The sequence below is a fragment of the Janibacter sp. Soil728 genome (assembly GCF_001428305.1).
GTDB lineage: Bacteria > Actinomycetota > Actinomycetes > Actinomycetales > Dermatophilaceae > Janibacter.
In genome coordinates this window covers 637,225-663,252 of the sequence record NZ_LMRZ01000001.1, presented here as the reverse complement: position 1 = coordinate 663,252, position 26,028 = coordinate 637,225, and the positions used below count along the sequence as shown (strand labels likewise).

The window sequence follows — 26,028 nt, the reverse complement described above, 5'->3', positions numbered from 1 at the left end:
CATGCAGGGTGCGGTATCCACAGGTCAGTTCCACCAGGGGTTGCCAACACCCCTTGTTCGCGCCACAATTGTGTACATGAGCATCGAGCCGCTCCGAGACGTCCGCAACCACTTCAGCGAGGTGATCGATCGCGTGGAGCGTGAGCACGCACGCGTGACGGTCACCCGCAACGGTCACGCAGCTGCCGTCATCATCAGTCCGGACGACCTGGCGAGCCTCGAAGAAACCGTGGCTGTCCTCGGTGACCCGCGAGCTCTGGCCGACATCCGCGAGGCGGACGCGGCCTACGCCGCAGACGACGTGATCCGTGGCGTTGACGCCGTGCGTGCGCTGCGCTCGTGAGCTCGGCCCCCGGCTACGAGCTGGTCCTCACCCCTCCCGCGGTCCGCAGCATCCAGGCCGAGCTGTCGGAGAACGTCGCCGCGGCCGTCATCGAGTTCGTCACCGGCGCGCTGATCGACAATCCTCACCGGGTCGGCAAACAACTACGAGGCGACCTGTCTGGCATCCACTCCGCCCGGCGCGGCACCTATCGCGTGCTCTACCGCATCAATGAGAGCCGTCGCGAGGTCGTCGTCCTTCGCGTCGACCACCGTCGCGACGCCTACCGGCAACGCTGATCCGCAGGAGACTGGACCGTGTCGTCACCGGCCACCGAGATCACGCGCAGAGCGAAGGGGGTGACCCGGCAGATCTGCCCGGTCACCCCCTTCGCCCAGCAGCGGACTACACGAGGATGCGCAGCGCCCCGGGCTTGACCGTGAAGGTCATCGGCGTCTCACCGACGATGTCGCCGTCGGCGTAGACGCGGTAGCCGGTGGGCGCGGAGATCTCGATCTCCTTGCCCCGGGCGGCGCGGATGTCCTCGCCGTCGATGTGCGTGCCCTTGAAGTAGCGCGGCAGCAGCATCGGGTACTTCCAGCGGGGCAGGCCCTCGACGGTCGTGATGTCGAGCTCGCCGTCGTCGAGCTCGGCGTCGGGGTTGACGATCATGCCGGCGCCGTAACGACCGGAGTTGCCGATCGCGACGCTCCAGCCGTCGAAGGTCCGCGCCACGCCGTCGGTCGTCATCGTGATGGCCGTCGAGCGGGTCTCCGCGAGGGCCCGCATGCCTCCGTAGGCGTACACGAGCGAGGCAGGCAGCCAGGCAGGCGCCTCGTTGGCGTGGTCATTCGCCCGCGAGTCGTAGCCGACCGTCGCCACACCGAGGAAGGGGGTCTCCCCCGCGAACCCGACGTCCACCAACCGCTCCGTGGCGAAGGGGAGGTTGGACGCCGCCTCCTGCAGGTCGAGGGAGCCGCCGATGGCCCGGATGAAGTCGCAGCCGCGGCCCCCCGGCAGTGGCGCGACGAGCGCACCGGAGCGGATGGCGCCCTCGGCGACGCGGGCCACGAGGCCGTCGCCACCCAGCGCGACGAGGAGCGGGCCGTCGGGCCGGCCGGCGGCCGCGACCTCGGCGGCGTGCTCGGCGGACGTCGTGATCACGATCTCGACGGACCAGCCGTGCGAGCGCAGGATGTCCGCGGCGACCGGGACCATGGCCTTGGCCTCGCCGTTGCGTGCGGCCGGGTTCGCGACGATCAGGGCTTCACGTGCAGTCATTGCGCGCCACCTTCTTCTGGGATGAGCTTGCCTGGGTTGAGGACACCGGTCGGGTCGAGCTCGGCCTTGATCGCGCGCAGGATGCGGATCCCGCCGTCGCCGATCTCCTCGTCGATCCACGGGCGGTGGTCGGTGCCGACCGCGTGGTGGTGGGTGATCGTGCCGCCGGCATCGATCATCGCTTGGCTGGCCGCGGTCTTGACCCGCGCCCACTGGGCGAGGGGATCACTCTCGCCCGTCGCCATGAAGGTGTAGTAGAGCGAGGCGCCACCGTCCTCGAGGTGCGAGACGTGGCACTGCACCCAGCCCTTGCCGATCGCTTCTCTGATCGCCGACTGCACCGAGGTGTAGAGGTGCTCGAGGTTGTCCCAGGTCGTCGCGGTCTCGACGGTCTCGACGAAGACGCCGTGGTCCATGAGGTGGTCGCGCTGGTAGGGCCCGCGGAAGCGGTGGCTCATCCAGTGCCGGGCGATCGAGTCGGTCATCTTCGCCGCACCGTGACGCTTGAGCACCTTGGCCAGCCTCTTGCGGCGGAACCTCAGCGTCTCCTTGTCACCGTCCTCGAACTGGAAGACGGCCAGCGCCGGGGCCTTCCACCCGCGGGCCCGCAGGACACCCATGCCGGTGACTCCGAGCAGCCCGGCCTGGGCCATGACGGTGGTCGTCTCGTGGTCGTCGGACAGGCGGGAGACGTCCGGCATGATCCCGTGGCCGAGCTCCTGGGCCAGGTCGCGGAAGGCGGCGAAGCCGGTGACGGTGTCGCGCAGCGCCCAGGTCTCCTGGTGCTCGACCTCCGGGCGACGGAAGAGCTGGACCGTGGCCTCGGTGACGACACCGAGCAGGCCCTCGCTGCCGATGACGACGTCGAGGAGCTTGGGGCCGGCGGCCGTCTCGTTGGCCGGGGCACGGCCGCCGAGGACGAGCTCACCGGTCGGGGTGGCCATGGTCACCGAGACGACGTTCTCCTCGAACCGCCCGTAGCCCGACGAGGCCTGGCCGGCGCTGCGCGTCACCAGGTAGCCACCGATCGTGGCCTGCTGATAGCTCTGCGGGAAGTGACCCAGGGTCAGGCCGTGACGCTGGAAGACCGCCTCGGCCTCGGGCCCGCGGGCACCGGCCTGGACGACGGCGGTCTGGGCGACCGGGTCGACGCTCGTGACGGCGTTGAGCCGCCGCAGGTCGAGGCTGATCACTGCGGCGAAGCGGCCGCGGACCGGGTCGACGCCACCGACGACGCTCGTGCCACCACCGAAGGGGACGACGGCGATCTCGTGCTCGACGCAGGCGGCGAGCAGGTCGGAGATCTCCTTCGACGTCCCGGGGAAGACGACGGCGTCAGGGGCGTGAGATCCGTCACCGCTGCGCAGGCGGTACAGGTCGGGGTAGCTCTTGCCACCCGCATGCTCGACACGGTCGAGCCGCTCGGTCGAGTAGTGGGACTCTCCCACGACGGCGACGAGGGCCTCCCGAGCCGCCTCGGACAGGCGGACATCGGGCAGACGCACGTCCTCGAGGGCCACGGGCGGGGTGTCCTGGGCGGCCGGCTCGATGCCGCCGAGGAACTTCAGCAGCGGCCACCCGCCCGTCGGCAGCGGCTTGACGTGAGTGGGGTCGCCCCAGCCGTGCCAGACGGAACGGCGAGGGAGTTCGGTGAGATCAGCCATGAGGGACATCATGCCTGCGGGGTAGCCTCTTTGTGACCCCCGAGTACCAGTGATTCCCACCATGTCGAGGACCCCACCCATGAGCATCAGCGCGCCCTCCGCCAGCCTCAACCGCACCCAGCGCCAGGCGGCCCTCGAGCGCCTCGCCACCGAGGAGTACGACGTCATCGTCGTGGGTGGTGGCGTCACCGGCGCGGGGGCCGCCCTCGATGCCGCGTCCCGGGGTCTGCGCACGGCGCTCGTCGAGCGTCACGACCTCGCCTCGGGCACCAGCCGCTGGAGCAGCAAGCTCATCCACGGCGGACTGCGCTACCTCGCCAAGGCCGACTTCCCCATCGCCTACCGCTCCGCGGTCGAGCGCCACCACCTGATCACCCGGATCGCCCCGCACCTCGTGCGGCCGCTGCGCAACATCGTCCCGGACACCAGCGTGATCGAGTCGGTCGCTGGCAACACCGGGATCTTCATGGCCGACGGGCTGCGTCGGGCCGCTGGCACACCGAGCAGCATCCTGCCCACGCCCCGCCGTGTCTCCGCCCGCGCGGTCCACGAGCTCGTCCCCGGCGCCCGCCAGGGCGTGCGGGGGATCATGTACTCCGACGGGCAGGTCGAGGACGACGCCCGACTCGTCGCGACCCTCGCCCGCACCGCGGCGGCCTACGGCGCCGACATCGTCACCTACTGCGAGGCCGACCCGCTCAGCGGCGATCGGGTGCGGCTCACCGACACGCTGACCGGCCAGAGCCTCGAGGCTCGCGGCAACGTCCTGCTCGCCACCGGCGTCTGGGGCGGCGAGCACGAGCCCAAGATCACGGTCACCCCTTCGCGCGGGTCGCACCTCGTCCTGCGCGCCGAGCGCCTCGGGTTCCCCAAGGCCCAGCTGAGCGCGCCCGTGCCGGGCCACTTCGGCCGCTTCATCTTCACCATCCCGATCAGTGGGGACCTCGTCCTGCTGGGTCTGACCGACGAGCCGGCCCCGGGCGTCGACGGCACGGCGCCGTCGGTGCCCCTCGAGGACGAGACCTTCCTCCTCGAGACGATGAGCGGTGTCCTGGCACAGCCGCTCACGTCGGCTGACGTGGTCGGCCGCTTCGCCGGGCTGCGTCCCCTCGTGACGATGGCAGGCAAGGGCGAAGGGGGGTCCAGCGCCGACGCATCGCGCGACCACCTCCTCATCGACGAGCCCGGCGCACCGATCACGATCACGGGCGGCAAGCTCACCGAGTACCGCCGGATGGCGGAGGACGCCATCGACGCGATCGCCCGGCGAGTCGACGGTGACGTCGCCGCGTGCCGGACCACCACCCTTCCCCTCCTCGGTGCTGCCCCGGCCAAGATCCTGCGCAAGGTCGACGCACCGCCGCGCCTCGTGCGCCGGTACGGCACCTTCGCCCCCCAGGTCATGGCCCTCGCCGACCAGGACCCGACGCTGGCCGAGCCGGTCGCGCCGGGCTGCGCGACCCTCGGTGTCGAGCTCGCGTACGCGGTCGCCCACGAGGGCGCCCTCACCGTCGAGGACCTGCTCGAGCGCCGTACCCGGACGAGCTTCGTCGAGGCGGACGTCGCCGCGGCGACGCCGGCCGCCGAGCGGGCGCTGGCGCTCGTCGCCCCCTGACGGGAGGATCCACCGTGAGCACGACGAACGAGTACCGGGTGAGCGGCATGACCTGCGGGCACTGCGAGGCGGGCACCCTGATCGTCACCGGCGACGGCATCGACGACGCAGCGGTCCTCACCGCCGTCACCGACGCCGGGTACCAGGCGTCGAGGGCCTGAGCCACGACCGACTGACCGCCCCATCGACGAAGGGGGAGGATGGCCCCATGGGTTCAGGCCACCAGCACGGACCACCCTCGGGCGACGAGGGCCGTCCCGGTGACTTCAGACGCAGGCTCGCGATCGCCTTCGCGATCACGGCGATCATCGTCGTCGCCCAGGCGGTCGGCGCCTGGCAGACCGGCAGCCTCGCGCTGCTCACCGACACCGCCCACGCACTGACCGATGCGTCCGGCCTCCTGGTGGCCCTGGTCGCCGGAACGCTGATGCTGCGCCCCCCTTCGTCCACGCGGACCTGGGGATATCGGCGGATCGAGGTCATCGCCGCCCTCGCCCAGGCCACCCTCCTGCTGGTCGTCGGCGCCTACGCGGCCATCGAAGGGATCCGGCGGCTCGTCGCACCCCCGGCGGTGCCGGCCGGTGAGCTGCTCGTCTTCGGCGTCATCGGCCTCGTCGCCAATGTCATCGCCATCGCGGTCCTGGCATCGGGACGGTCGGCCAACTTCAACATGCGCGCGGCCTTCCTCGAGGTCGTCAACGACGCCCTCGGCTCGCTCGGCGTGATCATCGCGGCGATCGTCATCTCGACCACGGGCTTCCTGCAGGCCGACGCCATCGCTGGTCTCTTCATCGCGGCGCTCATCGTGCCGCGCGCGATCAGACTGCTGCGCGAGACCTCCAGCGTGCTCATGGAGTTCGCGCCGGCGGGGCTGGACCTCGACGAGGTGCGCGACCACATCCTCGCGCTCGAGCACGTGCGCGCGGTCCACGACCTGCACGCCTCTACCGTGGCGACCGGCCTGCCCACCATCACCGCGCACGTCGTCGTCGACGAGGAGTGCTTCGTCGACGGGCACGCCGCCGAGGTCCTGCACCAGGTGCGCACGTGTGTCGCCGAGCACTTCGACATCGCGATCCACCACTCGACCTTCCAGATCGAGCCGCCGTCGGTCAGCCGCACCGAGCCCGCCGGCACGACGCACGACTGAGCCCGATGGCGAGGGTCGGCCCAGTCCTACCCTGAGGGCATGGCCAACACCGGACGCAGCTTCACCCGCGCGGAGCTCGAGAGCTTCAGGGACGCCGAGGTGCCGGACCTGCTCCCCGCCCCCGAGCAGGCCCTGCGACTGCTCTTCGTCGGGATCAACCCCGGCCTGTGGACCGCCGCCACCGGCACGCACTTCGCGCACCCGGGCAACCGCTTCTACCCCGCGCTCGCCCTCGCCGGGATCCTGGAGCGCCCGATCAGCCCGTCCGCGGGCATGACCGACGAGGACCGAACCCACCTGCGTGCCCGCGGCATCGGCATCACCAACATCGTGCGACGAGCGTCGGCCCGGGCCGACGAGCTGACGGCTGCCGAGCTGCGCGAGGGCGGCGAGCGCCTGCGAGCCACTGTGCGGGCAGCCCGACCGGTGGTGGTGGCCGTCGCCGGGATCACCGCCTACCGCAGCGCCTTCGGCGTGCGCGGCGCCCGGGTCGGCGAGCAGGACGAAGGCTTCGAGGGCGCGCGGCTGTGGGTGGTGCCCAACCCAAGCGGGCTCAACGCCCACGAGACCGTGGAGACCCTCGCCCGGTCCTATGCCGAGCCCGCCCGAGCAGCTGGCCTCATCAACTGACCACCCGAGCGCCAGGGTGTGCGTGTGGCCCCCGTGGCGGAGGCACGCCTGCGGGGCCCGGACCGGAGTACCGTCCTCCCTCGTGGGTCAGGAACGCGTGAGCACGCATCTCCTCAACCGTCTCGTGGCGAACCCGTCCCGGACGGTCATGCTGGGTTTCGCGGCGACGATCATGGTCGGAACCCTCCTGCTGATGACCCCCTTCGCCGCGCAGTCGCGCGAAGCCACCGGGCTGCTCACCGCGCTCTTCACCGCCACCTCGGCCACCTGCGTCACCGGACTGGTCACCGTCGACACGGGTGGCCACTGGTCGACCTTCGGCGAGCTGGTCATCCTCGGGCTGATCCAGGTCGGTGGGCTGGGGATCATGTCGGTCGCGACGCTCCTCGTCATGCTCGTCGGGCGCCGGCTCACCGCCTCGGCCGACGTGCTGACGGGCGCGGAGGCACGCTCCATCGCCGACCGCACCCCGGGCCAGGTGCTCCTCGGTGTCGTGCGCTTCACCCTCGCCGTCGAGGTCGCCATGGCCCTCGTCCTCATCCTGCGCCTGCGCATCGCCTACCACGCAGACTGGGGCACGGCCGTGTACTCCGGCATCTTCCACGCGATCTCAGCCTTCAACAACGCCGGCTTCGGACTGCTCCCCGACAGTGCCGTCCAGTGGGCGCAGGACCCGTGGATGTGCGTGCCGCTCATGCTGTCGGTGATGGTCGGCGGCCTCGGGTTCCCCGTCTGGTGGGAGATGCTGCGGCACTGGCGCCGCCCTTACGGCCGGTGGACGGTCCACGCGACGATCACCATCTGGGGCTCGATCGTCCTGTGGGTCTTCGGCACGGTGCTCTTCGCCGCCGCCGAGTGGGACAACGAGGCCACCCTCGGGCCGATGGGCACCGGAGGCAAGGTCTTGGCGGCCGCCTTCCAGTCGGTCGTCGCCCGCACTGCCGGCTTCAACAGCGTCGACCTCGGCGCGGTCCACCAGGAGAGCCTGCTGCTCCTCGACGGACTGATGTTCATCGGTGGCGGCAGCGCGGGCACGGCCGGTGGCGTCAAGGTCGCGACCTTCGCCATCCTCGGGTTCGTCATCTGGGCCGAGCTGCGCGGCGAGCCCACCGTCAGGGTCCTCAACCGCCGCCTCTCCCCCAGCAACATGCGCCAGGCACTCACCGTGGCGCTGCTGGCGACGGGGATGGTCGTCACCGCCACGGGCGCACTCATGGTGCTCACCCCCTTCCGCCTCGACGTCGTCCTCTTCGAGGTGATCTCGGCCTTCGCCACCGTCGGCATGTCCACGGGCATCACCGCGGACATCCCCGCGCCGGGGCAGCTCATCCTCATCGTCATGATGTTCCTCGGCCGCATCGGGCCGATCACGCTGGGCGCCGCCCTGGCGTTGCGCCACCGGCCTCGACGTTACGAGGTCCCAGAAGAGAGGATCCTCGTTGGCTAGGTACGACGTCGCCGTCATCGGGCTGGGCCGGTTCGGCTCGACCCTCGCCCTGCGTCTGGTCGAGGAGGGGCAACGCGTCCTCGGCGTCGACGTCGACGAGGCCGTGGTGAACTCGCTCGCCGCGGACATCGAGCACCTCGTGATCGCCGAGGCCCACGACGAGGAGACCCTGCGCCAGCTCGACATCCGCACCGACACGCTGGTCGTGCTCGGCATGACGAGCGTCGCCCCCTCCCTGATGATCGCGACCGCCCTCGCCGAGCTGGAGGTGCGCGAGGTGTGGGCCAAGGCGGGCTCCCGCCAGCACGTCGAGGCGCTCACCCGGCTGGGCGTCGCCCGGATCATCCAGCCCGAGCGCGAGGCCGGTCTGTCGATGGCCGCCGAGGTGCTGCGCCGCTGACCCCGCCCGGTCCCTGACGAGGTCGCGAGGCAAACCTCTGGCAGTCACCTCCGCCGAGCGAACCCGCCGTCGGCGATGATGCACCGGTGAGCCTGACCATCCGCCCCCGTCTCGACGCCGACCTGCCGGCCCTGGGCCGGGCCCTCGTCGAGCAGCAGCCCGCGTCCGGGTACCCGCACCGCGACCCGCTCCCCATGGCGCCGGAGGACTTCGTCGCGCGCGCCGGGGCCCTCGCCACGTGGACGGCCGAGCTCGACGGCGAGCCGGTCGGGCACATCGCGACCCTGCCGGTGCTCGACCCCGCGGTGAGTGGCGAGCCGGAGCTGGCTCGACTGTGGGCGGCCGGTCACGACCTGCCGGCGGAGCGGCTCGGGGAGATCGGGGTGTACTTCACCGCGACGCACGTGCGCGGCCGGGGGGTCGGCGGCGCCCTCATGCGCGCCGCCCTCGACGACCTCGCGGTCCGCGATCTCGCACCGTGCCTCGACGTCATCCCGACCGGCGGGGCGGTCGGCCTCTACCGGCGCACCGGCTGGCTCGAGGTGGGGGCGACCCGCCCCAGCTGGCTGCACGCCGACTCCCCCGATGTCATCGCGATGGTCCTGCCGCGCAGCTGACCTGGTCACCACCGGCAGGCACCAGTCGCGCCAGCACGCCACGCGGGTACTCCCGCACCTCGACCACGACGAGGCCGGCCGGCAGGTCCAGGGCGCCCACCTGGTCGCGCGTGCCGAGCTGCAGCAGCGCGGCACCCCACGGCAGGAGGTGCTCGGCGATGACGGCGACGCACTGCTGGGCGACGGCGAGCCCGTCGTCCCCGCCGTCGATCGCGCCGCGCGGGTCCTCGGGGAACCGACCGATGCGTGACGTCGGCACCCACGGCGGGTCGGCGATGACCAGGGCGAAGCACTCGCCCGGCTCCACCACCTGCGAGAGCTCCCCGCACCGGACCTCGACGCGAGACGCCATGCCGACCCGCTCGGCGTTCTCGCAGATCGTGTCCGCGGCCACCGGCTCGCGGTCGACGGCGACCAGCCGACGCTCGCTCTGGCGCAGGGCAGCCAGCCCGATGTGCCCCGCCCCCGCGCACAGCTCGAGCACGGGGCCCTCCGGCACCTGAGAGAGCAGGTCGGCGGCCCACGCGGACTGCAGCTGCGTCCATGCCCGGGGCGCCAGGAGACGGTCGTCGGTGACGAGGTGCAGGTCCGCGAAGGTGAAGTCGGAACGCGCCATCAGCCCGCTCCCTTCGCCGCGACGACCTTGTGGGTGCCGTCGCACCACGGGGCCCGCCCGCTCATGCCGCAGGCGCAGACGGCCACGACGGGGCGGGTGACCTCGTGCTCGGTCCCGCCGGCGTCGCGGACCACGTCGGCGCCACGGACGAGGATCGGGCCGCCAGGGCACCGCTCCACGGACACCTGGGCGGGGGTCGCGCGACTCATGCCGGGACCTCCTGGGTCACGCCGGCGTGCCACAGCTCCAGCTGCTCGCGGCCGGCGAGCGCGTCGAGCGCGAGGCATGCGGCCACGCCCAGCAGGACGTCCTCACGCAGCTCGGGCTCGGCGGCCACCATGGGCATGCAGATGTTGCGGACGGCCAGCTGCTCGTGGACCGCGTCGGCCTCGACGTGCTCCTCGTAGTAGGCGGCGAGCGCGTCAGGAAGGCCGAGGCGACGCGAGCCCGTCGCGATGCGGCGGCACGGCAGCGAGCTCGTCGACTCGAAGGCGGCGAGATGCCCCATGGCCGCACCGCGCCAGCGACGGTGCAGTCCGAAGATCGACATCGTCGTGTTGACCGCGAGGGTGCTTGCCCGGGCCTCGTCGAGGTGGGCGCCGTAGGCCGGGTCGAGACCGCAGGCCTGAAGGGCCTGCGCGAAGAGCAGCGAGTGCAGCCCGGCCGGACGTCCGGCACCGAACTCGTCGTACTGCAGCTCGGCGAGGGCGACCTTCGCCGGCCCGTCGAGACGCGGCACGACGAAGGCGTGAGGATCGGACTCCTTGAGGTGGTAGATGCTGCGCTGTCGCAGGAAGTCCCGGAACTGCTCCGCGTCGGCCCGACGCGCCAGGAAGTCGGCAACCGACGGACCATCGTCCTGCGCGAGCAGGGTGGCGATCTGTGCGGACAGGTCGTCGTCGGGGTCCACGAGCGCGAGCCGGTCCCGGACCAGCTCGTGGACGGCTGCCAGGTGCACCTCCTCGAGGTCCCGGCGCAGCCGGATGACCTCCGGGTCCCACTCGAGGTCGGGGTCGACCCCCTGAAGACCGCGGTGGTGCAGCTCGAGCAGCAGCCAGAGCGCCAGCTGGACGTCGTCATCCCGCAGCACGTCGATGCCGGCCGGCAGGAGCGGCAAGGGTCTCGGCTCGTCGCCGAGGAGGAGTCCCAGCGCGAGCTCGCTGACCGGCCCGCGAGCGGCGGGCAGGGGTGCGCTCACTGCGTGTCCTCGCCGAGGCTGTGCTCGACGGACTCCTCGACGTCGCCCTCCTCGGGCGAGATCCTGGCCTCGGCCACGCTCTGGTCCTCCTGCTGTGCGTCCTCGCCCGGTGGGGTGCCCTCGCCCTGCTGGAGGTCGGCGTCCACGTCACTGTCACGCAGGTTGTTCGTCTCCGAGACCTGCCCGCCCTCGTCGGGTTCCTCTGTCCGGTCGCGCATGACCAACTCCTATCGCTCGGGGTCGTCCTACTACCCGCACGGCCCGCTGGCAATCCCGAGCGAGCAGACTGTGGCGATGACCTCTCCACCCGCTCCCCGATCCGTCCTCGTCACCGGCGCTGCCCGCGGCATCGGCCGGGCCGTGGCGCACGCCTTCGCCGAGCAGGGCGACCGCGTCGCGCTCCACGTGCACTCCGGCGTGGACGAAGGGAGGGAGACCCTCGCCTCCCTCCCGGGGACCGGTCACGTCCTCGTCGTCGCCGACCTCGGCGACGCGGACCAGGCAGCGCGGTTGCCGTCGGACGCAGAGGAGGCGCTCGGCGAGCCCGTGACCGTGCTCGTCAACAACGCGGGCGTGGCCACCGCCGCCGACCTCGCCCACCCCCCGGCGAGCACGGACCCCGCGACGTGGCGACGCCACTGGGAGACCTACCTGCGGATCAACACCCTCGGCACGGCGATCGTCACGCACGCGATGACGACCCGACTCGTGGAGCTCGGGCTACCCGGCCGGGTGATCAGCATCGGCACCCGTGGGGTGCACAAGGGCGAGCCGGAGTTCCCCGCCTACGCGGCGTCCAAGGCCGCGCTGCACGCGATGGACGCCTCGCTCGCGGTGGCGCTGGCGCCGCACGACATAGCGGTGGCGACCGTCGCTCCCGGCTTCATCGAGACCGAGCGGGTTGCCGATCGCCTCAGCTCCCCTGCCGGCGACGAGATCCGGGGGGGCTCCCCCTTCGGCCGGGTCGGTCGTCCCGAGGAGGTGGCCTCGGCGGTGCTGTGGCTCGCCTCCCCCGAGGCGGTCTGGGCGTCCGGGGCGACGCTCGACCTCAACGGCGCGTCCCACCTGCGGCCGTGAACCGCTACGTCGCGCTCCTGCGTGGGATCGCTCCGGCGCTGCCCAACAACAGCAATGTCCAGCTGCGCGGGGTGATCGAGGGTCTCGGGCACGAGCGGGTGGAGTCGGTCCTCGCGAGCGGCAACATCCTCTTCCGCAGCGAGCAGACCGATGTGCCGCATCTCGAGCGGACCATCCAGGAGGCTCTGGTCGCCGGCCTCGGCATCGGTGGCGGCACGATCATCCGTGAGCTCGGCGAGCTGCAGGCACTCATCGACAGCGACCCCTTCCCCGGGCTGACGCACGGCCGCGGCAGCTACCTCGTCGCGACCTTCCTCAAGGACGGCGCCGGGCCACCGGCCGACCTGCCCACCGACCCCGACCCGCGGATGCGCCTGGTGCGCTTCGACGAGCCGGCCCGAGCCTTCCTCGCGGTCATCGACAACAGCGAACCGGGCAAGACCCCGGACTTCATGCGCTGGCTCGAGCGCACCCACGGCAAGGACATCACCACCCGCACCTGGCTGACGGTCCAGCGGATCGCCACCAAACTCGCATTGCCCTAGGGCAATGCGGACGAACGGTCGGACCCCGGGTGGGAGGATCATCGGCGTGCCGACGTCCCCGCCCCCACCCCAGCTGACCGAACCCCAGCAGACCCGCCGCCTGCTCGCCTGGCTCGGGTCCGGGCTGCTCGCCGGCGGGATGCCGGTGCACGAGGTCGAGGAGGACGTGCGCGAGGCCGCTGCCGCTCTCGGCCACGACAGCATCGAGGTCGCCGCCTCCCCGACCGGCATGTGGGTCACTCTCTCCAGCGGTGAGGCGAGCACCTTCGAGTCCGTCGACGGTGGGGTGCGCCTCGACCAGCTCGCCGAGGTCACCGCCGTGCACGCTGCCCTGACCGCAGGCACCCTCCCTGCCGCCGAGGCCCTCCAGCGGCTCTCGGTCCTGCGCCAGCACCCGCACCGCTACCCCGCCTACGGACTGCCTCTCGGCACCTTCCTCGTCGCGACCGGCATCGCGCTCGTCCTCGCCCCCACCTGGTCGTCGATCGCCTTCGCCGCCGTCATCAGCCAGGTCGTCGCCGGGCTGATGGCGCTCAGCGGCCGCACCCTGCTCGTCGGGCCGCTGCTGCCCTTCCTCGCCGCCTTTGCCTCGTCCGTCGCCGCCTTCGCGCTCGCGGATCAGGGGCTCATCGACGCCCCGCTGTGGACCCTCGTCCCACCCATCGCGGTCCTGCTGCCCGGCTCGCTCATCGTCACCGGGCTCACCGAGCTGTCGGCGGGGGCGATGATGGCGGGCACCGGCCGGCTGGCCTTCGGCGGCACCCAGATGCTGCTCGCCACGCTCGGGGTGGGCGCCGCAGTGGCCGTCCTCGGCGTCCCGCTGTCGCTCATCGACGGAGAACGACCCGATGCTCTCGGCTGGTGGGCTCCCCTGATCGGGCTCGTCATCATCGCGGTCGGCATCTCCCTGCTGGAGTCGGTCCCGCCCTCGCTCGTGCCGGCGCTCCTCATCACGGTGGTCGCAACCTTCATCGCGCAGTCGCTCGGCAACCTCACGGGTCAGGGGGCCTGGGTCGGCGCCTTCCTCGGTGCGTGCGCCGCCAGCCTCACCGCGACCCTCGTGGAGTTCGTGCGGCCCCAGGTGCCGCGAGTCGTCGCCTTCCTGCCGAGCTTCTGGCTGCTCGTGCCCGGAGCGCTCGGCCTGGTCTCGGTCGCCCAGATCGAGTCGTCGCCCACCGCCGGAGTGATCGCCGTCGCGGAGGTGCTCGTCATCGTCGCGTCCATCGCGCTCGGTGTGCTCGTCGGTGCGGGGCTGGCCCACCCGTTGCGGTCCGTCGTCACGCGCCTGAGCCCCGCTCGACGCGCCTTCGTCAGACAGCTCGCCCGCCGGCCGATGCGCGCAGCCCGAAGTCACGAGCCCCCCGAGCCACCCACCGAGTGACCCGGCCTGCACACACCCACAACGAAGGGAGCCCCGTGCCCACCACGTTGACCACCGGTCGCCTGACCCTGCGGACCTATCGCGACGACGACGCCGCAGCCCTCTTCGACCTGCACTCCCGCAAGGAGGTGCAGCGCTGGATCGGGGACGGACGGCCGATGACCGACCCGGCCGAGGCCGCCAACTCCATCCCGCGTCGCCGCCTCCCCTTCCCCGAGCCGATGGGCATCTGGGCCATCGACCTCGAGGAGCGTCTCGTCGGCACGCTGCTCCTCAAACCCATCCCGATCAGTGGGTCCCCGCTGGCCGCCGATGCCCGCTCGACGGATCTCGCGCTGGCACTCCAGAGCCCGGACATCGAGATCGGTTGGCACCTCCACCCCGACGTCTGGGGTCGTGGGGTCGCCACGGAGGCAGCACGGCGGGTCCTGGAGCACGCCGCCGATCTGCCACGCATCGTCGCCGTGACCCACCCGGACAACCTCCCTTCGCAACGGGTGGCCACCCGGCTGGGCATGGCGGACCACGGGAGCACCGACCGCTACTACGACACGACGACACGGCTCTTCGTGCTGGAGCGGTGATGGACTTCGACCTGACCGCGATCGGTGAGGGCCTCCCCTTCGCCGAAGCCTTGCCCGAGCTGCGCGAGGCGATCGCCGCGCGTGGTGTCGCGGTCGTCCAAGCACCGCCCGGGTCGGGCAAGACCACCCTCGCGCCACCGCTCGTCGCGACCCAGGTCACGGGCCGGGTCGTCGTCACCGGACCACGACGGGTCGCCGTGCGCTCGGCCGCCCGCCGTCTGGCCCACCTGACCGGCACGCCGCTCGGGGAGCTGGTCGGCTACACCGTCCGCGGGGAGCGGCACGTGCAGCGCGGCACACGGATCGAGTTCGTCACCCCCGGAGTGCTCGTGCGGCGCCTCCTCTCCGACCCCGGGCTGAGCGGGACTGCCGCAGTCGTCCTCGACGAGGTCCACGAGCGCGCCCTCGACACCGACCTGCTGCTCGGCATGCTGGCCGAGGTCCGTCAGCTGCGCGACCTGCCACTCGTCGCCATGTCCGCGACCCTCGACGCCCCCGGCATCGCCCGCGTGCTCGACGATGCCCCCGTCGTCGACAGCGAAGGCGCGCTGCACCCGCTCGCGATCACCTGGCAGCCAGCCGCGACGCCCCGGACCGACGCGAGGGGTGTCACGCGCGAGTTCCTCGACCACGTCGCCAGGACCACCGCCCACCACCATGACGAAGGGGGCGACACCCTCGTCTTCGTCCCCGGGGCCAGGGAGGTCGACCGGGTGGCCGACCAGCTGCGCGGGCTGGTGCCGCGCGCCGAGGTCCTCCCCCTCCACGGGCGACTGGCCCCGCGAGACCAGGACCGCGCCACCGGGGCGCGCGAGCGTGATTCGTCACGAATCATCGTCTCGACCGACCTCGCCGAGTCCTCGCTCACCGTGCCCGGGGTGCGGCTCGTCATCGACGCGGCGCTCTCGCGCGAGCCGCGTCGAGACGCCGCCCGCGACATGTCGGGCCTGGTCACCGTCCAGGCCTCCCGCGCCTCGATGACCCAGCGCGCCGGGCGCGCTGCCCGACTGGGGCCCGGGCGCGCGGTGCGGCTCATCGAGGAGTCCGCCTGGTCGCGGGCTCCCGAGCACGTCACACCCCAGATCACCACCGCGGACCTCACCGAGACCGCGCTGACCCTCGCGGCGTGGGGCTCACCCCGCGGCGACGGTCTGCCGCTGCTCACCCCTCCACCGACGGCCGCGATCGCCGCGGCCGAGGCCGGGCTGCGCGGGCTCGGGCTGGTCGACGACACCGGTCGGATCACCCCTGCCGGAGAGGCCGCGGCCCGCGTCCCGGCCGACCCCCGTCTCGCCCGGGCGCTGCTCGACGGCGCCCACCTCGTCGGGGTCCGCTCCGCCGCGGAGGTCGTCGCGACTCTCGCCGACGACGTCCGCAGCGAGGACGGGGACCTCACCCGGCTCGTCGCCGACCTGCGCTCCGGCCGGGCCCGCGAGTCCGGCCGCTGGCGACGAGAGGTCGACCGGCTGACGCGCTTGGTGACCGCTGGTCTGCATTCCCCTAGGGCAATGCAGGGACGAGGCGATGGCACCGGGCTGGTCGCTGCCCTCGCCCACCCCGGACGCATCGCCCACCGCGTCGGCGACGGACCCACCTATCTCCTCGCGTCCGGCACCCGCGCCGCACTGCCCGCGGGCAGCCCCGTGCGCCGCCACGAGTGGATCGTCGTCGCCGACGTCGCCCGCGCTGACGGACGAGTGGCGGCCGGGACCGGCGCGGTCATCCGGCTGGCGGCGGGCCTCACCCGCGACGAGGCAGAGACCGCCGGTGCCGGGCTGCGGGTGCGTGAGGTCCGCGCGGACCTTGGCGAAGGGAGGGTCACCGCCCGTGAGGTCGATGCGATCGGTGCCATCGAGCTGAGCTCGACACCGGTGCGCGCCACCGCGGCGAGCGGGGCCGAAGCCGTGCGCCGAGCGCTGCAGACCCAGGGTCTGGGGCTGCTCAGCTGGTCCCCCGCTGCTGATGCCCTGCGTCGCCGCCTGGCCGTCCTGCACCACCACCTCGGCGCCCCGTGGCCCGATGTCTCCGACGACGCACTGGCCCCACGCCTCGACGAGTGGCTCGGCCCGGAGCTGCAGCGCATCGCCACCGGGACGCAGATCGGGCGGATCGACCTGGCCGACCCCCTTCGCCGCCTGCTGCCGTGGCCCGCGGCGACCCGGCTCGACGAGCTGGCCCCCGAGCGGCTGCCCGTCCCCAGCGGGTCACGCATCACGATCACCTGGCCACCGCACGACGAGCCTTCTGCCGCACCGGTGCTCGCGGTCAAGCTGCAGGAGTGCTTCGGGCTGGCCGCGACACCTCGGCTCGTCGACGGCCGGGTCCCCGTCCTGTTTCACCTGCTCTCCCCTGCGCGACGGCCGTTGGCGGTGACCGACGACCTCGCCTCCTTCTGGTCAGGCCCCTACACGCAGGTCCGCGCCGAGATGCGTGGTCGCTATCCGCGGCACCCGTGGCCCGAGGACCCCTGGACCGCTCCGGCGACGGCGCGGACCAAGCGGCGGTCCTGATGCTCAGCGCCGGTCGGTGATCCGCAGGTAGTACCCGTCGGGGTCGTGCACGCGGAAGTCGGTCAGACCCCACTCGCGGTCCCGCAGGTCCTCGGCGAGCGTGGCCCCGGCTGCCACGACCCGGTCACGCTCCGCCCGCACGTCGTCGACCGCGAGGACGATCTCGGTCCCGATCGGCACCGCCCGCTGAGCAGGCTGCTGGACCGGTGACTGCACCATGCCGATGCGCACGTCGTCCCTGGCGATCGAGGCATACGGCGGGTCCTCCTTGCGTCCGACCACCTCGAAGCCCAGCGCCGCGTAGAACTCCAGCGAGGCCTCGATGTCAGCCGGGAAGATCTCGATCCGCAGTGTCGCTCCCATGCCCACGACCCTCCCACCGCGCCATGGGTCAGTCCAGCAAGGTCCGCAGCACCCGGCGATATCCAGGCGCGGCAAGCCGGGCGGCGGCGCCCTCCAGCCGCGACAGGCGCGAAGGGAGCCACGGCAGCTGCACGTCCTGGCGCCAGGTGATCTGAGCACCACCTCCGATGAAGGGGACCACGATCACCTCGATCCGACCGCCGATGAGGGCCCCCGACTTGGCCACGACGGCCCGGCCCTCGCCCGTGGTGGGCGGCTCCCAGACCACGACCCGCATCGTGTCGTCGAAGCCGACGGGGCCGAGTGCCGTGCGGCCGGTGAACCCGGCGCCCGCAGCGAGGGCGAGAGCAGGCGCGTCGAGCGTGACGGTCGTCAGCGGGATGACGGCCGTGTGCTGGTCGAGATCCCACAACCGCGCCCACGCGACCTGGGGCTCCAGCTCGGTTTCCATCTGCACCACGAATTCGCTCACGCGACCACGGTACGCAGCACCTCGGGTGCCCGGCGCACGACGACCCGTTGTCCCCAGCCCAAGGTCAGCCGGTCCGCCTCCATGCCGTCACCGAAGACGACCAGGCCCTCCGACTCGACGTCGACGACGAGCTCCTCCCCCTCGGCCAGCGTTCCGGCGACGAGGTCGGCGCCTGTGCTCGGCGAGGGCCAGGGCTCACGGACGAACCACGACAACCGGGCCGAGGTCGGCTCGGGCAGCGGGAGGTCCGGCGCCTGGACGCGTTGCAGCGAGGCGCACCAACCTGTCGACCCCGTACCGGTCCCGACGATCACGCCCGACGAGGACTGCCGCTCTCCCCGACCACCGACCTGCAGCGAGTAGCGCGCCGACTGGTGCCCGGCCTGCCCGACGAAGACCTCGTTGAGTGCGAGCAGCCGCTGCCCGTCGTCGGCCATCGCCTCGACCATGGTGCGCTCGAGGGTGCGGGCCACTCCCCTTCGAGGCTCCTCCGTCGCACCTCTGGACGACGCCTTCGCCACGGCCGGCAGGAGTCCCGCCACGGCCGCCGCGGAGTGGGTCACGAGAACTCCGGCGTTCACCCCTTCGCGCGGGTCGACCCCGATGACCGGCTGACCGCGCAGGTACTTCGCGAGGTTGGCGACCAGGCCATCGGATCCCACGGCGACGACGATGTCGCCCGGCTCGAAGACGAAGCGCGCCAGCTCGGCCCGCTCCACCGCCGCCCGGCGCCAGTCGGCGGGGATCGCCGCCGCCACGGTCGCCAGCGCCGCGACCAGCGCCTCGTGGCCGGCGTCGACCTCCTCGATCGCGCGCCCCCGGGTGCCGAGGACGAAGCCGACCTGACCGCGGGTGCCGTGCCGGGCGAGCAGCTCGTCGTACTCGCTCGCCCGGTGGGCGACGACGACCCGTGGGGCGGCCATCGCTCAGACCTCCTGGGTCGCGGCCGGAGCCTGACCGACGGCCAGGCGACCCAGCACGCTGCTCACGACGTCGGGCGTCAGGACGAGCTGGTCGATGTCGGGCAGGTTGCCCGCGAGCTCGCGGAGTGCCAGCGCCATGAGCACCTCCGGCGACACCTCCGACTGGGCGGCCAGACGGGCCCGCTCGGCCTGCGCCTCAGCGACACCGATGGCCTCGGTCGCCTCGGCGCTCGCCCTCGCGAGCGAGACGGTGCGCTCGCCCTCCGCCGTGACCTTGACCCGGTCGGCGGCTGCCGCGTCCTGCGCCTCGCGCACCCGGTTGGCACCCCGCTGCGCGATGAGCTCCTCCTCGCGGCGGGCCAGGTCGATCTGGTTGGTCAGCTCGTTCTCCCCGATCGCGGCCTCGCGCTCGACGGCGACGGCCCGGCGCTCGAAGGTCGCCTTGTCGGCCTCCTGCTGGATCTGCTCCCGCGAGGGGAGCTGCAGCGCGCGCTCGACGTCCGGGTCGGCCCGCAGCACGTCGAAGCGGACGGCGACGACGGCGATGCCGAGGTCGGCCAGGCGAGGGTCGGCGGTGAGGCGCCGGATGACCCGCCCGGCCAGGTCTGCCGGGTCGCTCATGAGGATCTGCGCCAGGGGCCGGCCGGTCAGTCCTGCGGTGATCGCGTCGGCCGCTGCCCCGTGGACCGTGGCGCCCACGACCTCGAGGGGACGGCCGAGCCAGGCTCCCCCCTTCGCGTCGATCCCGAAGTCCACTCGGGCCGCGGCCGTCGCCGGCTGGGCGATGCGGTAGGTGACGACACCCGGCACGTTGACCTCCTGCAGGTCGCTCGCGCGGACCTTGACGAGGACGGCCTGCTCGCGGTCGTCGACCGGCACCTCGCTGAGCACCGCGGGCAGCCGGCGGAACCAGAAGGAGCTGCCGACCCCCTCGTGCTTGAGGGTGCCGTGCGCGAGGTGCTGGACATAGCTCGTGGCCGGGGTCCGCAGGTGGGTGACGAAGGGGTAGCTGGTGATGGTTGCCATGGTGACGCGCCTCCTTGGGTTGTTTGCGTCATGTTGACGATAACTCCGACGAGACCTAAACGTCAACTTGACGATAAAGGCGGTTAGGCTGCTCCCATGACCGCACCACTCATGGCCGTCACCGTGGACCTGGCGATCCTCACGGTCCGCTCCGGCGAGCTGTGCGTCCTGCTCGTGCGAAGGGGGGTTCCCCCCTTCGTCGGCGACTGGGCGCTGCCGGGTGGTTACGTGCTCCCGGACGAGGACCTGCGCGCGGCGGCCGACCGGGAGCTGCGGGAGGAGACCGGGCTGACCGACATCCACCTCGAGCAGCTGGCGACCTATGGCGCGCCCGACCGCGACCCGCGGGGCCGGACGGTGACGGTGGCGCACCTCGCGCTGACGCCGGATGCTCCGACACCGGCCGCAGGCACCGACGCTGCCGAGGCGCAGTGGTGGCCCGTGGCGGGCGCACTCGACCTGGGCCTGGCCTTCGACCACGACGAGATCCTGCGCGACGGGGTCGAGCGCGCGCGGGCCAAGCTCGAGTACAGCTCGCTGGGCGCAGCCTTCTGCCCGCCGGAGTTCACCGTCAGCCAGCTGCGGGAGGTCTACGAGGCGGTGTGGGGCGAACGGCTGGACCCCCGCAACTTCCACCGCAAGGTGACCAAGACGCCCGGTTTTCTCGAGGAGACCGGGGGCGCCTCGAGCGCGGAGCCGGGACGACCGGCCAAGCTCTACCGGCGCGGACCGGTCGAGCAGCTCAACCCGCCGCTCACGCGCTGAGCAGGCCCGTGCTGCCGCGACCGAGAGGGGCAGACCGTCAGTCGAGCAGTCCGCGCACGTAGGCGGCCTGGCCGATGTGCTGGGTGTCGTCGTTGATCACGCTGACGATCCGCACGCCGAGCGTGACCGGCGGGTCCCACGAGGTGTCGACGACACGGTCGAGGTCCCCGGCCGACAGCCCTCCGACCCACGCGAGGGTCTGCTGGTGCACCGCCTCGACGTACCGGGCGAGCAGCTCGGCCGGAGCCCGGACCTTGCCCACCTGCTCGGGGGTGTGCCCGTAACCGGTGTCGTCCTCGTCGATGTCGAGGTCGAAGTGCTCGATGAACCCCCGTGCGGCCCAGACCTGCTGGAGCCCGGCGGCATCGGCGAGGTGCTCGTCCTGGACACGGTAGGCGTGCCACACCAGCCAGGCGATGGAGTTGGCGTCCGGGGCGACCCGGTGGGCCAGCTGCTCCTCGCTCAGCCCGTCGACGGCGGCGAGGGCGCCCTCGCGGACGCGCTCGAAGGAGTCGATGAGCAGCTGGGACGGTGTCATCAGATCGCGCAGCCGTCGGGACCGCAGGCGTCGGCGTCCTTGGCCCCGTCGACGACCTGGAGCGCGGGAGCCTGCTCGGCCAGCGCCTTGTCGAGGACCTCGCGGAAGACCTCCGGCGGCTGGGCCCCGGAGACGGCGTACTTCATGTCCACGACGACGAAGGGGACGCCCGTCACCCCGATCTGGCGGGCCATGTCGATGTCGGACGCCACAGCAGCCTTGTACCGGCCGTCCTCGAGGGCCGAGCGGATCTCCCCTTCGTCCAGGCCGGCGTCGACGCCCACCCGCGCCAGCTGGTCGACGTCACCGATGTCCATGCCGTGCTCGAAGTGCCCGGACAGCAGCGCCTCCTTGACCGCGTCGCCCAGGCCGCGCTCCTTGGCGAGGTGGAGCAGCTCGTGCGCCCGCGCGGAGTTGGCGACGACGAGCTTGTCGAAGTCGTAGGCCAGCCCTTCGCCGGCAGCCTGCTCGGTGACGTGCCCGAACATCTGGCGCACCTGCTCCTGCGGCATCCCCTTGCGGGTCGCGAGGTACTCGATCTCGGTGCCGTCGTAGTGCTCCGGCAGCGTCGGGTCGAGCTGGTAGCTGTGCCAGGTCACCTCGACCTCGTCGCGGCGCGGGTGGTCGGCCAGGGCGGTCTCGAGGCGGCGCTTGCCGATGTAGCACCAGGGGCAGGCGATGTCGGACCAGATGTCGATCTTCATACCGGGGGCAACACGCGATGCCGCCGGGATCATCCCGCGTGGACGAGCAAGGTCTCCCGGGAGCGCAGCCACGGGATGATCGCGAGCGCGGAGATGAGCCCACTGAGGGCGAAGGCCCACTCCCAGCCGGCATTGTCCGCGACGAGCCCGACGAGGACGGGGCCGCCGATGCCTCCGGCGTCCTGGCACATCTGGAAGGCCGCGAGGACCTTGCCGCCGGAGCGGCCATTGCCGATGACATCGGCGACGGTCGCCTGCTGGGCGGGGTTGAGCAGGCCGGAGCCCACCCCGAGGACTGCCGTCAGCACGAGGATCATCACCAGTCCGCCGGCCAGACCCATGGTCCCCATGGAGACCGCGCTGAGGGCCAGGCCGATGATGATCGGGCGGCGTCGTCCGATGCTGTCGGCCAGTCGCCCGGAGTACTGCAGGGTCAGGGCAGTCGTCGCGGCACCCACGGCGAGCGCGACACCCGCGGCCCAGGTCTCCCCCACGATCGCGACGGCGAAGAGCGGCAGGATCGCCACCCGCACCCCGAAGTTGGTCCACCCGTTGGCAAAGGCCGAGGCCATCGCCGAGCGATAGGCACTGTCCTGCAACGCCTCCTTGACGGTCATCGGTGGCAGCGCACCGTCGACCGGGATGTGGCGAAGGGGGGTCCCGCGCAGCATGAGCCCGACGAAGCCGGCCGCGATGAGCAGGGCGACGCCGTAGACGACGAAGGGGACGCGCATCCCGAGCTCGCCGAGCGCGCCACCGATGACGGGGCCGATGACGCCACCGATGAGGAAGGCGCTGCCGTACATGGAGGAGACGCGGCCGCGGATCAGCGGTGGGGCCAGCCGGACCAGGAGGGCCATGGCCGAGACGGTGAACATCGTCGATCCGATGCCGCCGAGGGAGCGGAAGATCAGCAGCTGCCAGTAGCTCTGGGCGAAGGCCGAGGCACCGGTCGACAGCGCGACGATGACCAGGCCGTAGAGATAGACGGGCCGCTCACCCAGTCGGGTGACGAGAGCACCTCCCGCGGGCGCGAAGAGCAGGCGGAAGAAGGCGAAGGCCGAGACGATGACGGACGCCGCGGTCACGCCGACGTCGAAGCTCTGTGCGAACTGCGGCAGGACCGGGGAGATCAGCCCGAAGCCGATCGCGATGACGAAGGCCGCAGCGACCAGGACCTTGATCTCGGTCGGGACGGGTGGCTGCTCCTGCGCAGGGGTGGCCGGGGTTGTCACCCTGCGTACTGTGCCACCCGTCCAGGACATCCTCGCAGCGCCCCGGGCCGATCCGCCCGCCGCTCGGGGGCAGCCCCGCTACTACTGCTTCGTGCGGTCCTTGTGCGGCAGGACGAGCACGGGGCACCGCGCGTGCGTGACGAGGTGCTGGCTCACCGAGCCCAGCATCATCCCGGCGAAACCGCCGTGGCCGCGGCTGCCGACGACCACCATCTGCGCATCCTCGGACGCTCGCACGAGCACCTCCGACGCGTTGCCCTTCTCGACGCGCGTGCGGACCTGCGCCCCATCGCCGAGAGCCGTGGTGACCGCCTCGTCGAGGAACTCGCGGTGTCGCTGCTCGACGGCGGTCGTGTCCCACGCGCCGGCGAAGGTGGTGGCGTAGAGCGTCTCGACCTCCCAGGTGATCACGGCCTCGAGAGGCGCCCCGACCAGCTGGGCGTAGTCGGCAGCCCATCTGAGCGCCCGGAGGGAGTCCGGGGACCCGTCGACTCCGACGATGACTGGTTTGCCGTCCATGTCAGTGCACCTGTCCTGTGAGGCTTGGCCCGGCGCGAGAGGTCCCACGCCTGTGCTGTGCGTCACTCCACCGTAACCGAGCGATGCCCTGTGCGGGCCCGCACGATGACCCGACCGGCAGCCCACGTGGCGAGGTAGGACAGGACCAGCCCGCCCGTCATGAGCGCCCCGAACTGCAGCAGGAAGGGGTTGCCCAGCGGGTCCGCGAGCCGGTAGGCGATGACCTCCAGCAGCCCGTGCGGGTTGGTGAGGATGTCCCAGGAGTTGAAGCGCGGGAAGCGTCCCAGGTAGATCCCGATCGAGGACAGCGCCAGCGAGCCGATCGCGAGCGCCCACCCGGCAACCCGGCCCACGCGCACCTCGACGACGTGGTGCACGAGGAGGAGGGAGGCCAGCCCGAGCAGCAGCCCGGTGCCCGCGAAGGACCCGATGAGCAACGCGTCGAACCACCGCGGCGCCCCCGGGATCGCACCCAGGTGGATGAAGTCGGTGAGGATGTACGGCGCGTTGGGCAGGAAGGCCAACCACACGATGCCGATCGCCCCGAGCAGCCAGCCCGACGCCCGGGCCCGGTGCAACCCGGCCATGACCAGCGCCAGCACGTAGGGGACCCACGCGAGGAAGAGGTTCCAGAAGAGGAAGGCGAAGACCGGCGCGCCCGCCCGCTCGGCCCGTACGTCCTGCAGCCCCGCAGCGATCAGCGTGCCCGCCACGAGGAGCAGGGTGAGCCCCGTCAGCCAACGCCCGGGGTGCGAGATCTGTGCCATCCGACAAACCGTAGGCCCCCCATCTTGGGGCCTGCTGGACGTCTCCCCCACGCTCCCTGAGGAGGCGCGCCAGCGACCGTCTCGGAGGCGACGACGTCAGTGAGCGGACGACGCGCAGGGTTGGCGCAGCATCAAGCCGAAGTCGGGCACGACAACGTGCCCACCCGATGACGAAGGACTTCGGCAGCGCGCCGGCCGTGCTCGTCGGGAGCGGGCGGGCGGCACCTCAGGGAACGGTGGGGCATGCCAGAGCCCAGCGGCTGTCGCACCCCGGTGGCAGGGTGGACCCATGACGGACCTCAAGGACCACCTGCACGGCTTCCTCAAGGCGCAGCGGGCGGCGCTGCTGCTCAAGCTCGACGGACTGGACGAGCGGGAGGCCCGGCTGCCGCGCACCCCGACGGGCACCAACCTGCTGGGTCTGGTCAAGCATGCGGCGGCGTGCGAGCTGGGGTACTTCGGCGAGACCTTCGACCGGCCGAGCGAGCTCGTCCTGCCGTGGGAGGTCGAGGGCGTGGACCCCGACGACAACGAGGACATGTTCGCCACCGAGACCGAGTCGATGGCCGACGTGCTCGCCTGGAGCCGGGCCTGCTTCGACCACGCCGATTCGACGATCGAGGCGCTGGCGCTCGACGCACCGGGGACGGTCGCGTGGTGGCCGCCGGAGCGCAACCACGTCACGCTGGACCAGATCATCATCCACATGGCCCTCGACGAGGCCCGTCACGCCGGCCACGCCGACATCCTGCGCGAGCAGCTCGACGGCCGGGTCGGCCTGCGGTCCGAGGGCAACAACCTGCCGGAGTGGGACGAGCAGCGTTGGGCCGAGTACGTCGGGCGCCTCACCCGGATCGCCGATCGGCACGGCTGAGGCAGGATCGTCCCATGGACCTGCGCGCTGCCGTCGACGAGCTCTACGGGGTCCCGCTCGGGGACTTCGTCGCGACCCGCACCCGACTGACCACGACGGCGAAGGGGGATGACCCCGCCCTCGCGGCCGAGATCAAGGCCCTGCGCAAGCCGACCGTGGCCGCGTGGCTGCTCAACCGCGTCGCCCGCGACGAGCCGCAGGTCATCACCGACCTCGAGGAGCTCGGCGCCCGGATGCGCTCGGCCCAGTCGCAGGGCGACATGCCCGCCTTGGCGCAGGCGCGGCCCGAGCGTCGGGCCGCCATCGACGCCCTCATCGCCGCGGCCGGGCGCTGCGCCGAGGCGAGCGGCGCGACCTTCGGCCCCTCGACCCAGGACGAGGTCGACGCGACCGCTGTAGCGGCCCTCGCTGACGAGCAGAGCGGACGCGCCCTCGCGTCGGGCAGCCTGCTGCGACCGCTGTCCTACGCCGGCTTCGGCGAGGTCGAGCTCGACGACGCCGTGGCGACCCCCCTTCGCCTGGTGCCGCCCCTGCCCGACGACGAGACGGACGACGCGGACGAGACCGAGGACGACACCAAGGAGGCGCAGGAGGCCGAGCGGGCCCGTCAGCAGGAGCTCGAGCAGGCTCGCGACGAGCTGCGCGAGGCCGAGCGGGAGCTGGGCGCCGCACGGTTGGCCGAGTCACGAGCGCGTGCCGCCCTCGTCTCCGCCCGCGACCTCGTCAACACCCATGAGGCACGTGTTGCGGATGTGACGAGCCTCATCACCCGGCTCGAGACACGCCCGAAGGCCTAGACCTCCCC

The 26,028-nt window shown here is 72.2% G+C and carries 32 protein-coding genes; 17 read left to right on the top strand and 15 right to left on the bottom strand.

Annotated features, from left to right (window positions below; translation table 11 throughout):
* Positions 1-76: 76 nt before the first annotated feature.
* Both ASG73_RS03210 and ASG73_RS03205 read left to right on the top strand, forming a co-directional pair.
* Complete coding sequence (locus tag ASG73_RS03210; protein WP_055990611.1) at positions 77-343, top strand: type II toxin-antitoxin system Phd/YefM family antitoxin; 267 nt, start codon at positions 77-79, stop codon at positions 341-343.
* Positions 340-621 (top strand): type II toxin-antitoxin system RelE family toxin, encoded by a 282-nt coding sequence (locus tag ASG73_RS03205; protein ID WP_055990609.1) that lies wholly within the window; start codon positions 340-342, stop codon positions 619-621. Before ASG73_RS03210 ends, ASG73_RS03205 begins: the two co-directional genes overlap by 4 nt.
* 106 nt (positions 622-727) lie before the next feature.
* Here the strand turns inward: ASG73_RS03205 and ASG73_RS03200 are convergent, their stop codons facing one another.
* Both ASG73_RS03200 and ASG73_RS03195 read right to left on the bottom strand, forming a co-directional pair.
* Positions 728-1,603 (bottom strand): diacylglycerol/lipid kinase family protein, encoded by an 876-nt coding sequence (locus ASG73_RS03200; RefSeq protein ID WP_055990607.1) that lies wholly within the window; start codon positions 1,601-1,603, stop codon positions 728-730.
* Positions 1,600-3,267, bottom strand: coding sequence for an FAD-binding oxidoreductase (locus ASG73_RS03195; RefSeq protein WP_235499341.1), 1,668 nt, complete (start codon positions 3,265-3,267; stop codon positions 1,600-1,602). The genes ASG73_RS03200 and ASG73_RS03195 overlap by 4 nt, the downstream gene beginning before the upstream one ends.
* Positions 3,268-3,346: 79 nt before the next feature.
* Here ASG73_RS03195 and ASG73_RS03190 point away from each other — a divergent pair, with 79 nt between their 5' ends.
* The 7 genes from ASG73_RS03190 to ASG73_RS03165 all read left to right on the top strand — a co-directional run bounded on the left by ASG73_RS03190 (position 3,347) and on the right by ASG73_RS03165 (position 9,126).
* Positions 3,347-4,882, top strand: coding sequence for a glycerol-3-phosphate dehydrogenase/oxidase (locus tag ASG73_RS03190; protein WP_156466109.1), 1,536 nt, complete (start codon positions 3,347-3,349; stop codon positions 4,880-4,882).
* Positions 4,883-4,896: 14 nt separating this feature from the next.
* Complete coding sequence (locus tag ASG73_RS17755) at positions 4,897-5,043, top strand: heavy-metal-associated domain-containing protein (RefSeq protein ID WP_156466108.1); 147 nt, start codon at positions 4,897-4,899, stop codon at positions 5,041-5,043.
* A 47-nt stretch (positions 5,044-5,090) separates the two neighbouring features.
* On the top strand, positions 5,091-6,032 hold the full coding sequence (locus tag ASG73_RS03185) for a cation diffusion facilitator family transporter (protein WP_055990602.1): 942 nt from the start codon (positions 5,091-5,093) through the stop codon (positions 6,030-6,032).
* Between the two features lie 39 nt (positions 6,033-6,071).
* Positions 6,072-6,662, top strand: a complete 591-nt coding sequence (locus tag ASG73_RS03180; RefSeq protein WP_055990599.1) for a mismatch-specific DNA-glycosylase — start codon at positions 6,072-6,074, stop codon at positions 6,660-6,662.
* A gap of 97 nt (positions 6,663-6,759) precedes the next feature.
* A complete protein-coding gene (locus ASG73_RS03175; protein WP_235499340.1) occupies positions 6,760-8,109 on the top strand; it encodes a TrkH family potassium uptake protein in 1,350 nt (449 codons plus the stop codon).
* Positions 8,102-8,509, top strand: coding sequence for a potassium channel family protein (locus tag ASG73_RS03170; protein WP_055990593.1), 408 nt, complete (start codon positions 8,102-8,104; stop codon positions 8,507-8,509). Before ASG73_RS03175 ends, ASG73_RS03170 begins: the two co-directional genes overlap by 8 nt.
* 86 nt (positions 8,510-8,595) lie before the next feature.
* Positions 8,596-9,126 (top strand): GNAT family N-acetyltransferase, encoded by a 531-nt coding sequence (locus ASG73_RS03165; protein WP_055990590.1) that lies wholly within the window; start codon positions 8,596-8,598, stop codon positions 9,124-9,126.
* Here the strand turns inward: ASG73_RS03165 and ASG73_RS03160 are convergent.
* Genes ASG73_RS03160 through ASG73_RS03145 form a run of 4 tightly spaced genes read right to left on the bottom strand, consistent with a single transcriptional unit; the run spans position 9,098 to position 11,158 of the window.
* Entirely contained in the window at positions 9,098-9,742 is a 645-nt protein-coding gene (locus ASG73_RS03160) for an RsmD family RNA methyltransferase (RefSeq protein ID WP_055990588.1), read from the bottom strand. The two genes, ASG73_RS03165 and ASG73_RS03160, sit on opposite strands and share 29 nt — an antisense overlap.
* Entirely contained in the window at positions 9,742-9,951 is a 210-nt protein-coding gene (locus ASG73_RS03155) for a CDGSH iron-sulfur domain-containing protein (protein ID WP_055990585.1), read from the bottom strand. The genes ASG73_RS03160 and ASG73_RS03155 overlap by 1 nt, the downstream gene beginning before the upstream one ends.
* Positions 9,948-10,940 (bottom strand): iron-containing redox enzyme family protein, encoded by a 993-nt coding sequence (locus ASG73_RS03150; RefSeq protein WP_055990582.1) that lies wholly within the window; start codon positions 10,938-10,940, stop codon positions 9,948-9,950. Before ASG73_RS03150 ends, ASG73_RS03155 begins: the two co-directional genes overlap by 4 nt.
* Positions 10,937-11,158, bottom strand: a complete 222-nt coding sequence (locus ASG73_RS03145; RefSeq protein WP_055990580.1) for a hypothetical protein — start codon at positions 11,156-11,158, stop codon at positions 10,937-10,939. Before ASG73_RS03145 ends, ASG73_RS03150 begins: the two co-directional genes overlap by 4 nt.
* A gap of 76 nt (positions 11,159-11,234) precedes the next feature.
* Between ASG73_RS03145 and ASG73_RS03140 the strand changes: the two genes are divergently transcribed.
* The 5 genes from ASG73_RS03140 to hrpB are packed head-to-tail and all read left to right on the top strand — an operon-like array spanning position 11,235 to position 17,037.
* Complete coding sequence (locus ASG73_RS03140; protein ID WP_055991416.1) at positions 11,235-12,017, top strand: SDR family NAD(P)-dependent oxidoreductase; 783 nt, start codon at positions 11,235-11,237, stop codon at positions 12,015-12,017.
* Positions 12,014-12,562 (top strand): DUF1697 domain-containing protein, encoded by a 549-nt coding sequence (locus ASG73_RS03135; RefSeq protein WP_055990577.1) that lies wholly within the window; start codon positions 12,014-12,016, stop codon positions 12,560-12,562. Before ASG73_RS03140 ends, ASG73_RS03135 begins: the two co-directional genes overlap by 4 nt.
* Positions 12,563-12,608: 46 nt before the next feature.
* A complete protein-coding gene (locus tag ASG73_RS03130; protein ID WP_055990573.1) occupies positions 12,609-13,943 on the top strand; it encodes a threonine/serine ThrE exporter family protein in 1,335 nt (444 codons plus the stop codon).
* Positions 13,944-13,978: 35 nt separating this feature from the next.
* Positions 13,979-14,527, top strand: coding sequence for a GNAT family N-acetyltransferase (locus ASG73_RS03125; protein ID WP_082566947.1), 549 nt, complete (start codon positions 13,979-13,981; stop codon positions 14,525-14,527).
* Positions 14,527-17,037 carry an ATP-dependent helicase HrpB gene (hrpB, locus tag ASG73_RS03120; RefSeq protein WP_055990570.1) on the top strand — a complete coding sequence of 837 codons (2,511 nt, stop codon included), beginning with the start codon at positions 14,527-14,529 and terminating at the stop codon, positions 17,035-17,037. Before ASG73_RS03125 ends, hrpB begins: the two co-directional genes overlap by 1 nt.
* A gap of 3 nt (positions 17,038-17,040) precedes the next feature.
* Here hrpB and ASG73_RS03115 read toward each other — a convergent pair whose 3' ends face one another.
* Genes ASG73_RS03115 through ASG73_RS03100 form a run of 4 tightly spaced genes read right to left on the bottom strand, consistent with a single transcriptional unit; the run spans position 17,041 to position 19,821 of the window.
* The gene (locus ASG73_RS03115; protein WP_055990567.1) at positions 17,041-17,400 is read right to left on the bottom strand and encodes a VOC family protein; all 360 of its coding nucleotides are present in this window, start codon (positions 17,398-17,400) and stop codon (positions 17,041-17,043) included.
* Positions 17,401-17,428: 28 nt separating this feature from the next.
* Positions 17,429-17,872 (bottom strand): hypothetical protein, encoded by a 444-nt coding sequence (locus ASG73_RS03110; RefSeq protein WP_055990564.1) that lies wholly within the window; start codon positions 17,870-17,872, stop codon positions 17,429-17,431.
* Entirely contained in the window at positions 17,869-18,795 is a 927-nt protein-coding gene (locus tag ASG73_RS03105) for a hypothetical protein (RefSeq protein ID WP_055990561.1), read from the bottom strand. The genes ASG73_RS03110 and ASG73_RS03105 overlap by 4 nt, the downstream gene beginning before the upstream one ends.
* A 3-nt stretch (positions 18,796-18,798) precedes the next feature.
* On the bottom strand, positions 18,799-19,821 hold the full coding sequence (locus tag ASG73_RS03100) for an SPFH domain-containing protein (protein WP_055990558.1): 1,023 nt from the start codon (positions 19,819-19,821) through the stop codon (positions 18,799-18,801).
* Positions 19,822-19,917: 96 nt separating this feature from the next.
* On the opposite strand from ASG73_RS03100, the gene ASG73_RS03095 reads away from it, so the two are divergent.
* Positions 19,918-20,586, top strand: coding sequence for an NUDIX hydrolase (locus ASG73_RS03095; RefSeq protein WP_055990555.1), 669 nt, complete (start codon positions 19,918-19,920; stop codon positions 20,584-20,586).
* Between the two features lie 37 nt (positions 20,587-20,623).
* On the opposite strand, the gene ASG73_RS03090 is transcribed toward ASG73_RS03095, so the two are convergent.
* From ASG73_RS03090 to ASG73_RS03070, 5 genes are all read right to left on the bottom strand, one after another.
* On the bottom strand, positions 20,624-21,124 hold the full coding sequence (locus ASG73_RS03090; protein WP_055990552.1) for a mycothiol transferase: 501 nt from the start codon (positions 21,122-21,124) through the stop codon (positions 20,624-20,626).
* A complete protein-coding gene (locus ASG73_RS03085) occupies positions 21,124-21,828 on the bottom strand; it encodes a DsbA family oxidoreductase (RefSeq protein ID WP_055990549.1) in 705 nt (234 codons plus the stop codon). The genes ASG73_RS03090 and ASG73_RS03085 overlap by 1 nt, the downstream gene beginning before the upstream one ends.
* A 29-nt stretch (positions 21,829-21,857) precedes the next feature.
* A complete protein-coding gene (locus ASG73_RS03080; RefSeq protein WP_082566946.1) occupies positions 21,858-23,063 on the bottom strand; it encodes an MFS transporter in 1,206 nt (401 codons plus the stop codon).
* A gap of 81 nt (positions 23,064-23,144) precedes the next feature.
* Positions 23,145-23,582 carry a universal stress protein gene (locus ASG73_RS03075; protein WP_055990543.1) on the bottom strand — a complete coding sequence of 146 codons (438 nt, stop codon included), beginning with the start codon at positions 23,580-23,582 and terminating at the stop codon, positions 23,145-23,147.
* A 62-nt stretch (positions 23,583-23,644) separates the two neighbouring features.
* A complete protein-coding gene (locus ASG73_RS03070) occupies positions 23,645-24,349 on the bottom strand; it encodes a DUF1361 domain-containing protein (protein ID WP_055990540.1) in 705 nt (234 codons plus the stop codon).
* 289 nt (positions 24,350-24,638) lie between these two features.
* On the opposite strand from ASG73_RS03070, the gene ASG73_RS03065 reads away from it, so the two are divergent.
* On the top strand, positions 24,639-25,223 hold the full coding sequence (locus ASG73_RS03065) for a DinB family protein (RefSeq protein WP_055990537.1): 585 nt from the start codon (positions 24,639-24,641) through the stop codon (positions 25,221-25,223).
* 14 nt (positions 25,224-25,237) lie between these two features.
* Positions 25,238-26,020 (top strand): hypothetical protein, encoded by a 783-nt coding sequence (locus ASG73_RS03060; protein ID WP_055990534.1) that lies wholly within the window; start codon positions 25,238-25,240, stop codon positions 26,018-26,020.
* Positions 26,021-26,028 lie beyond the last annotated feature (8 nt).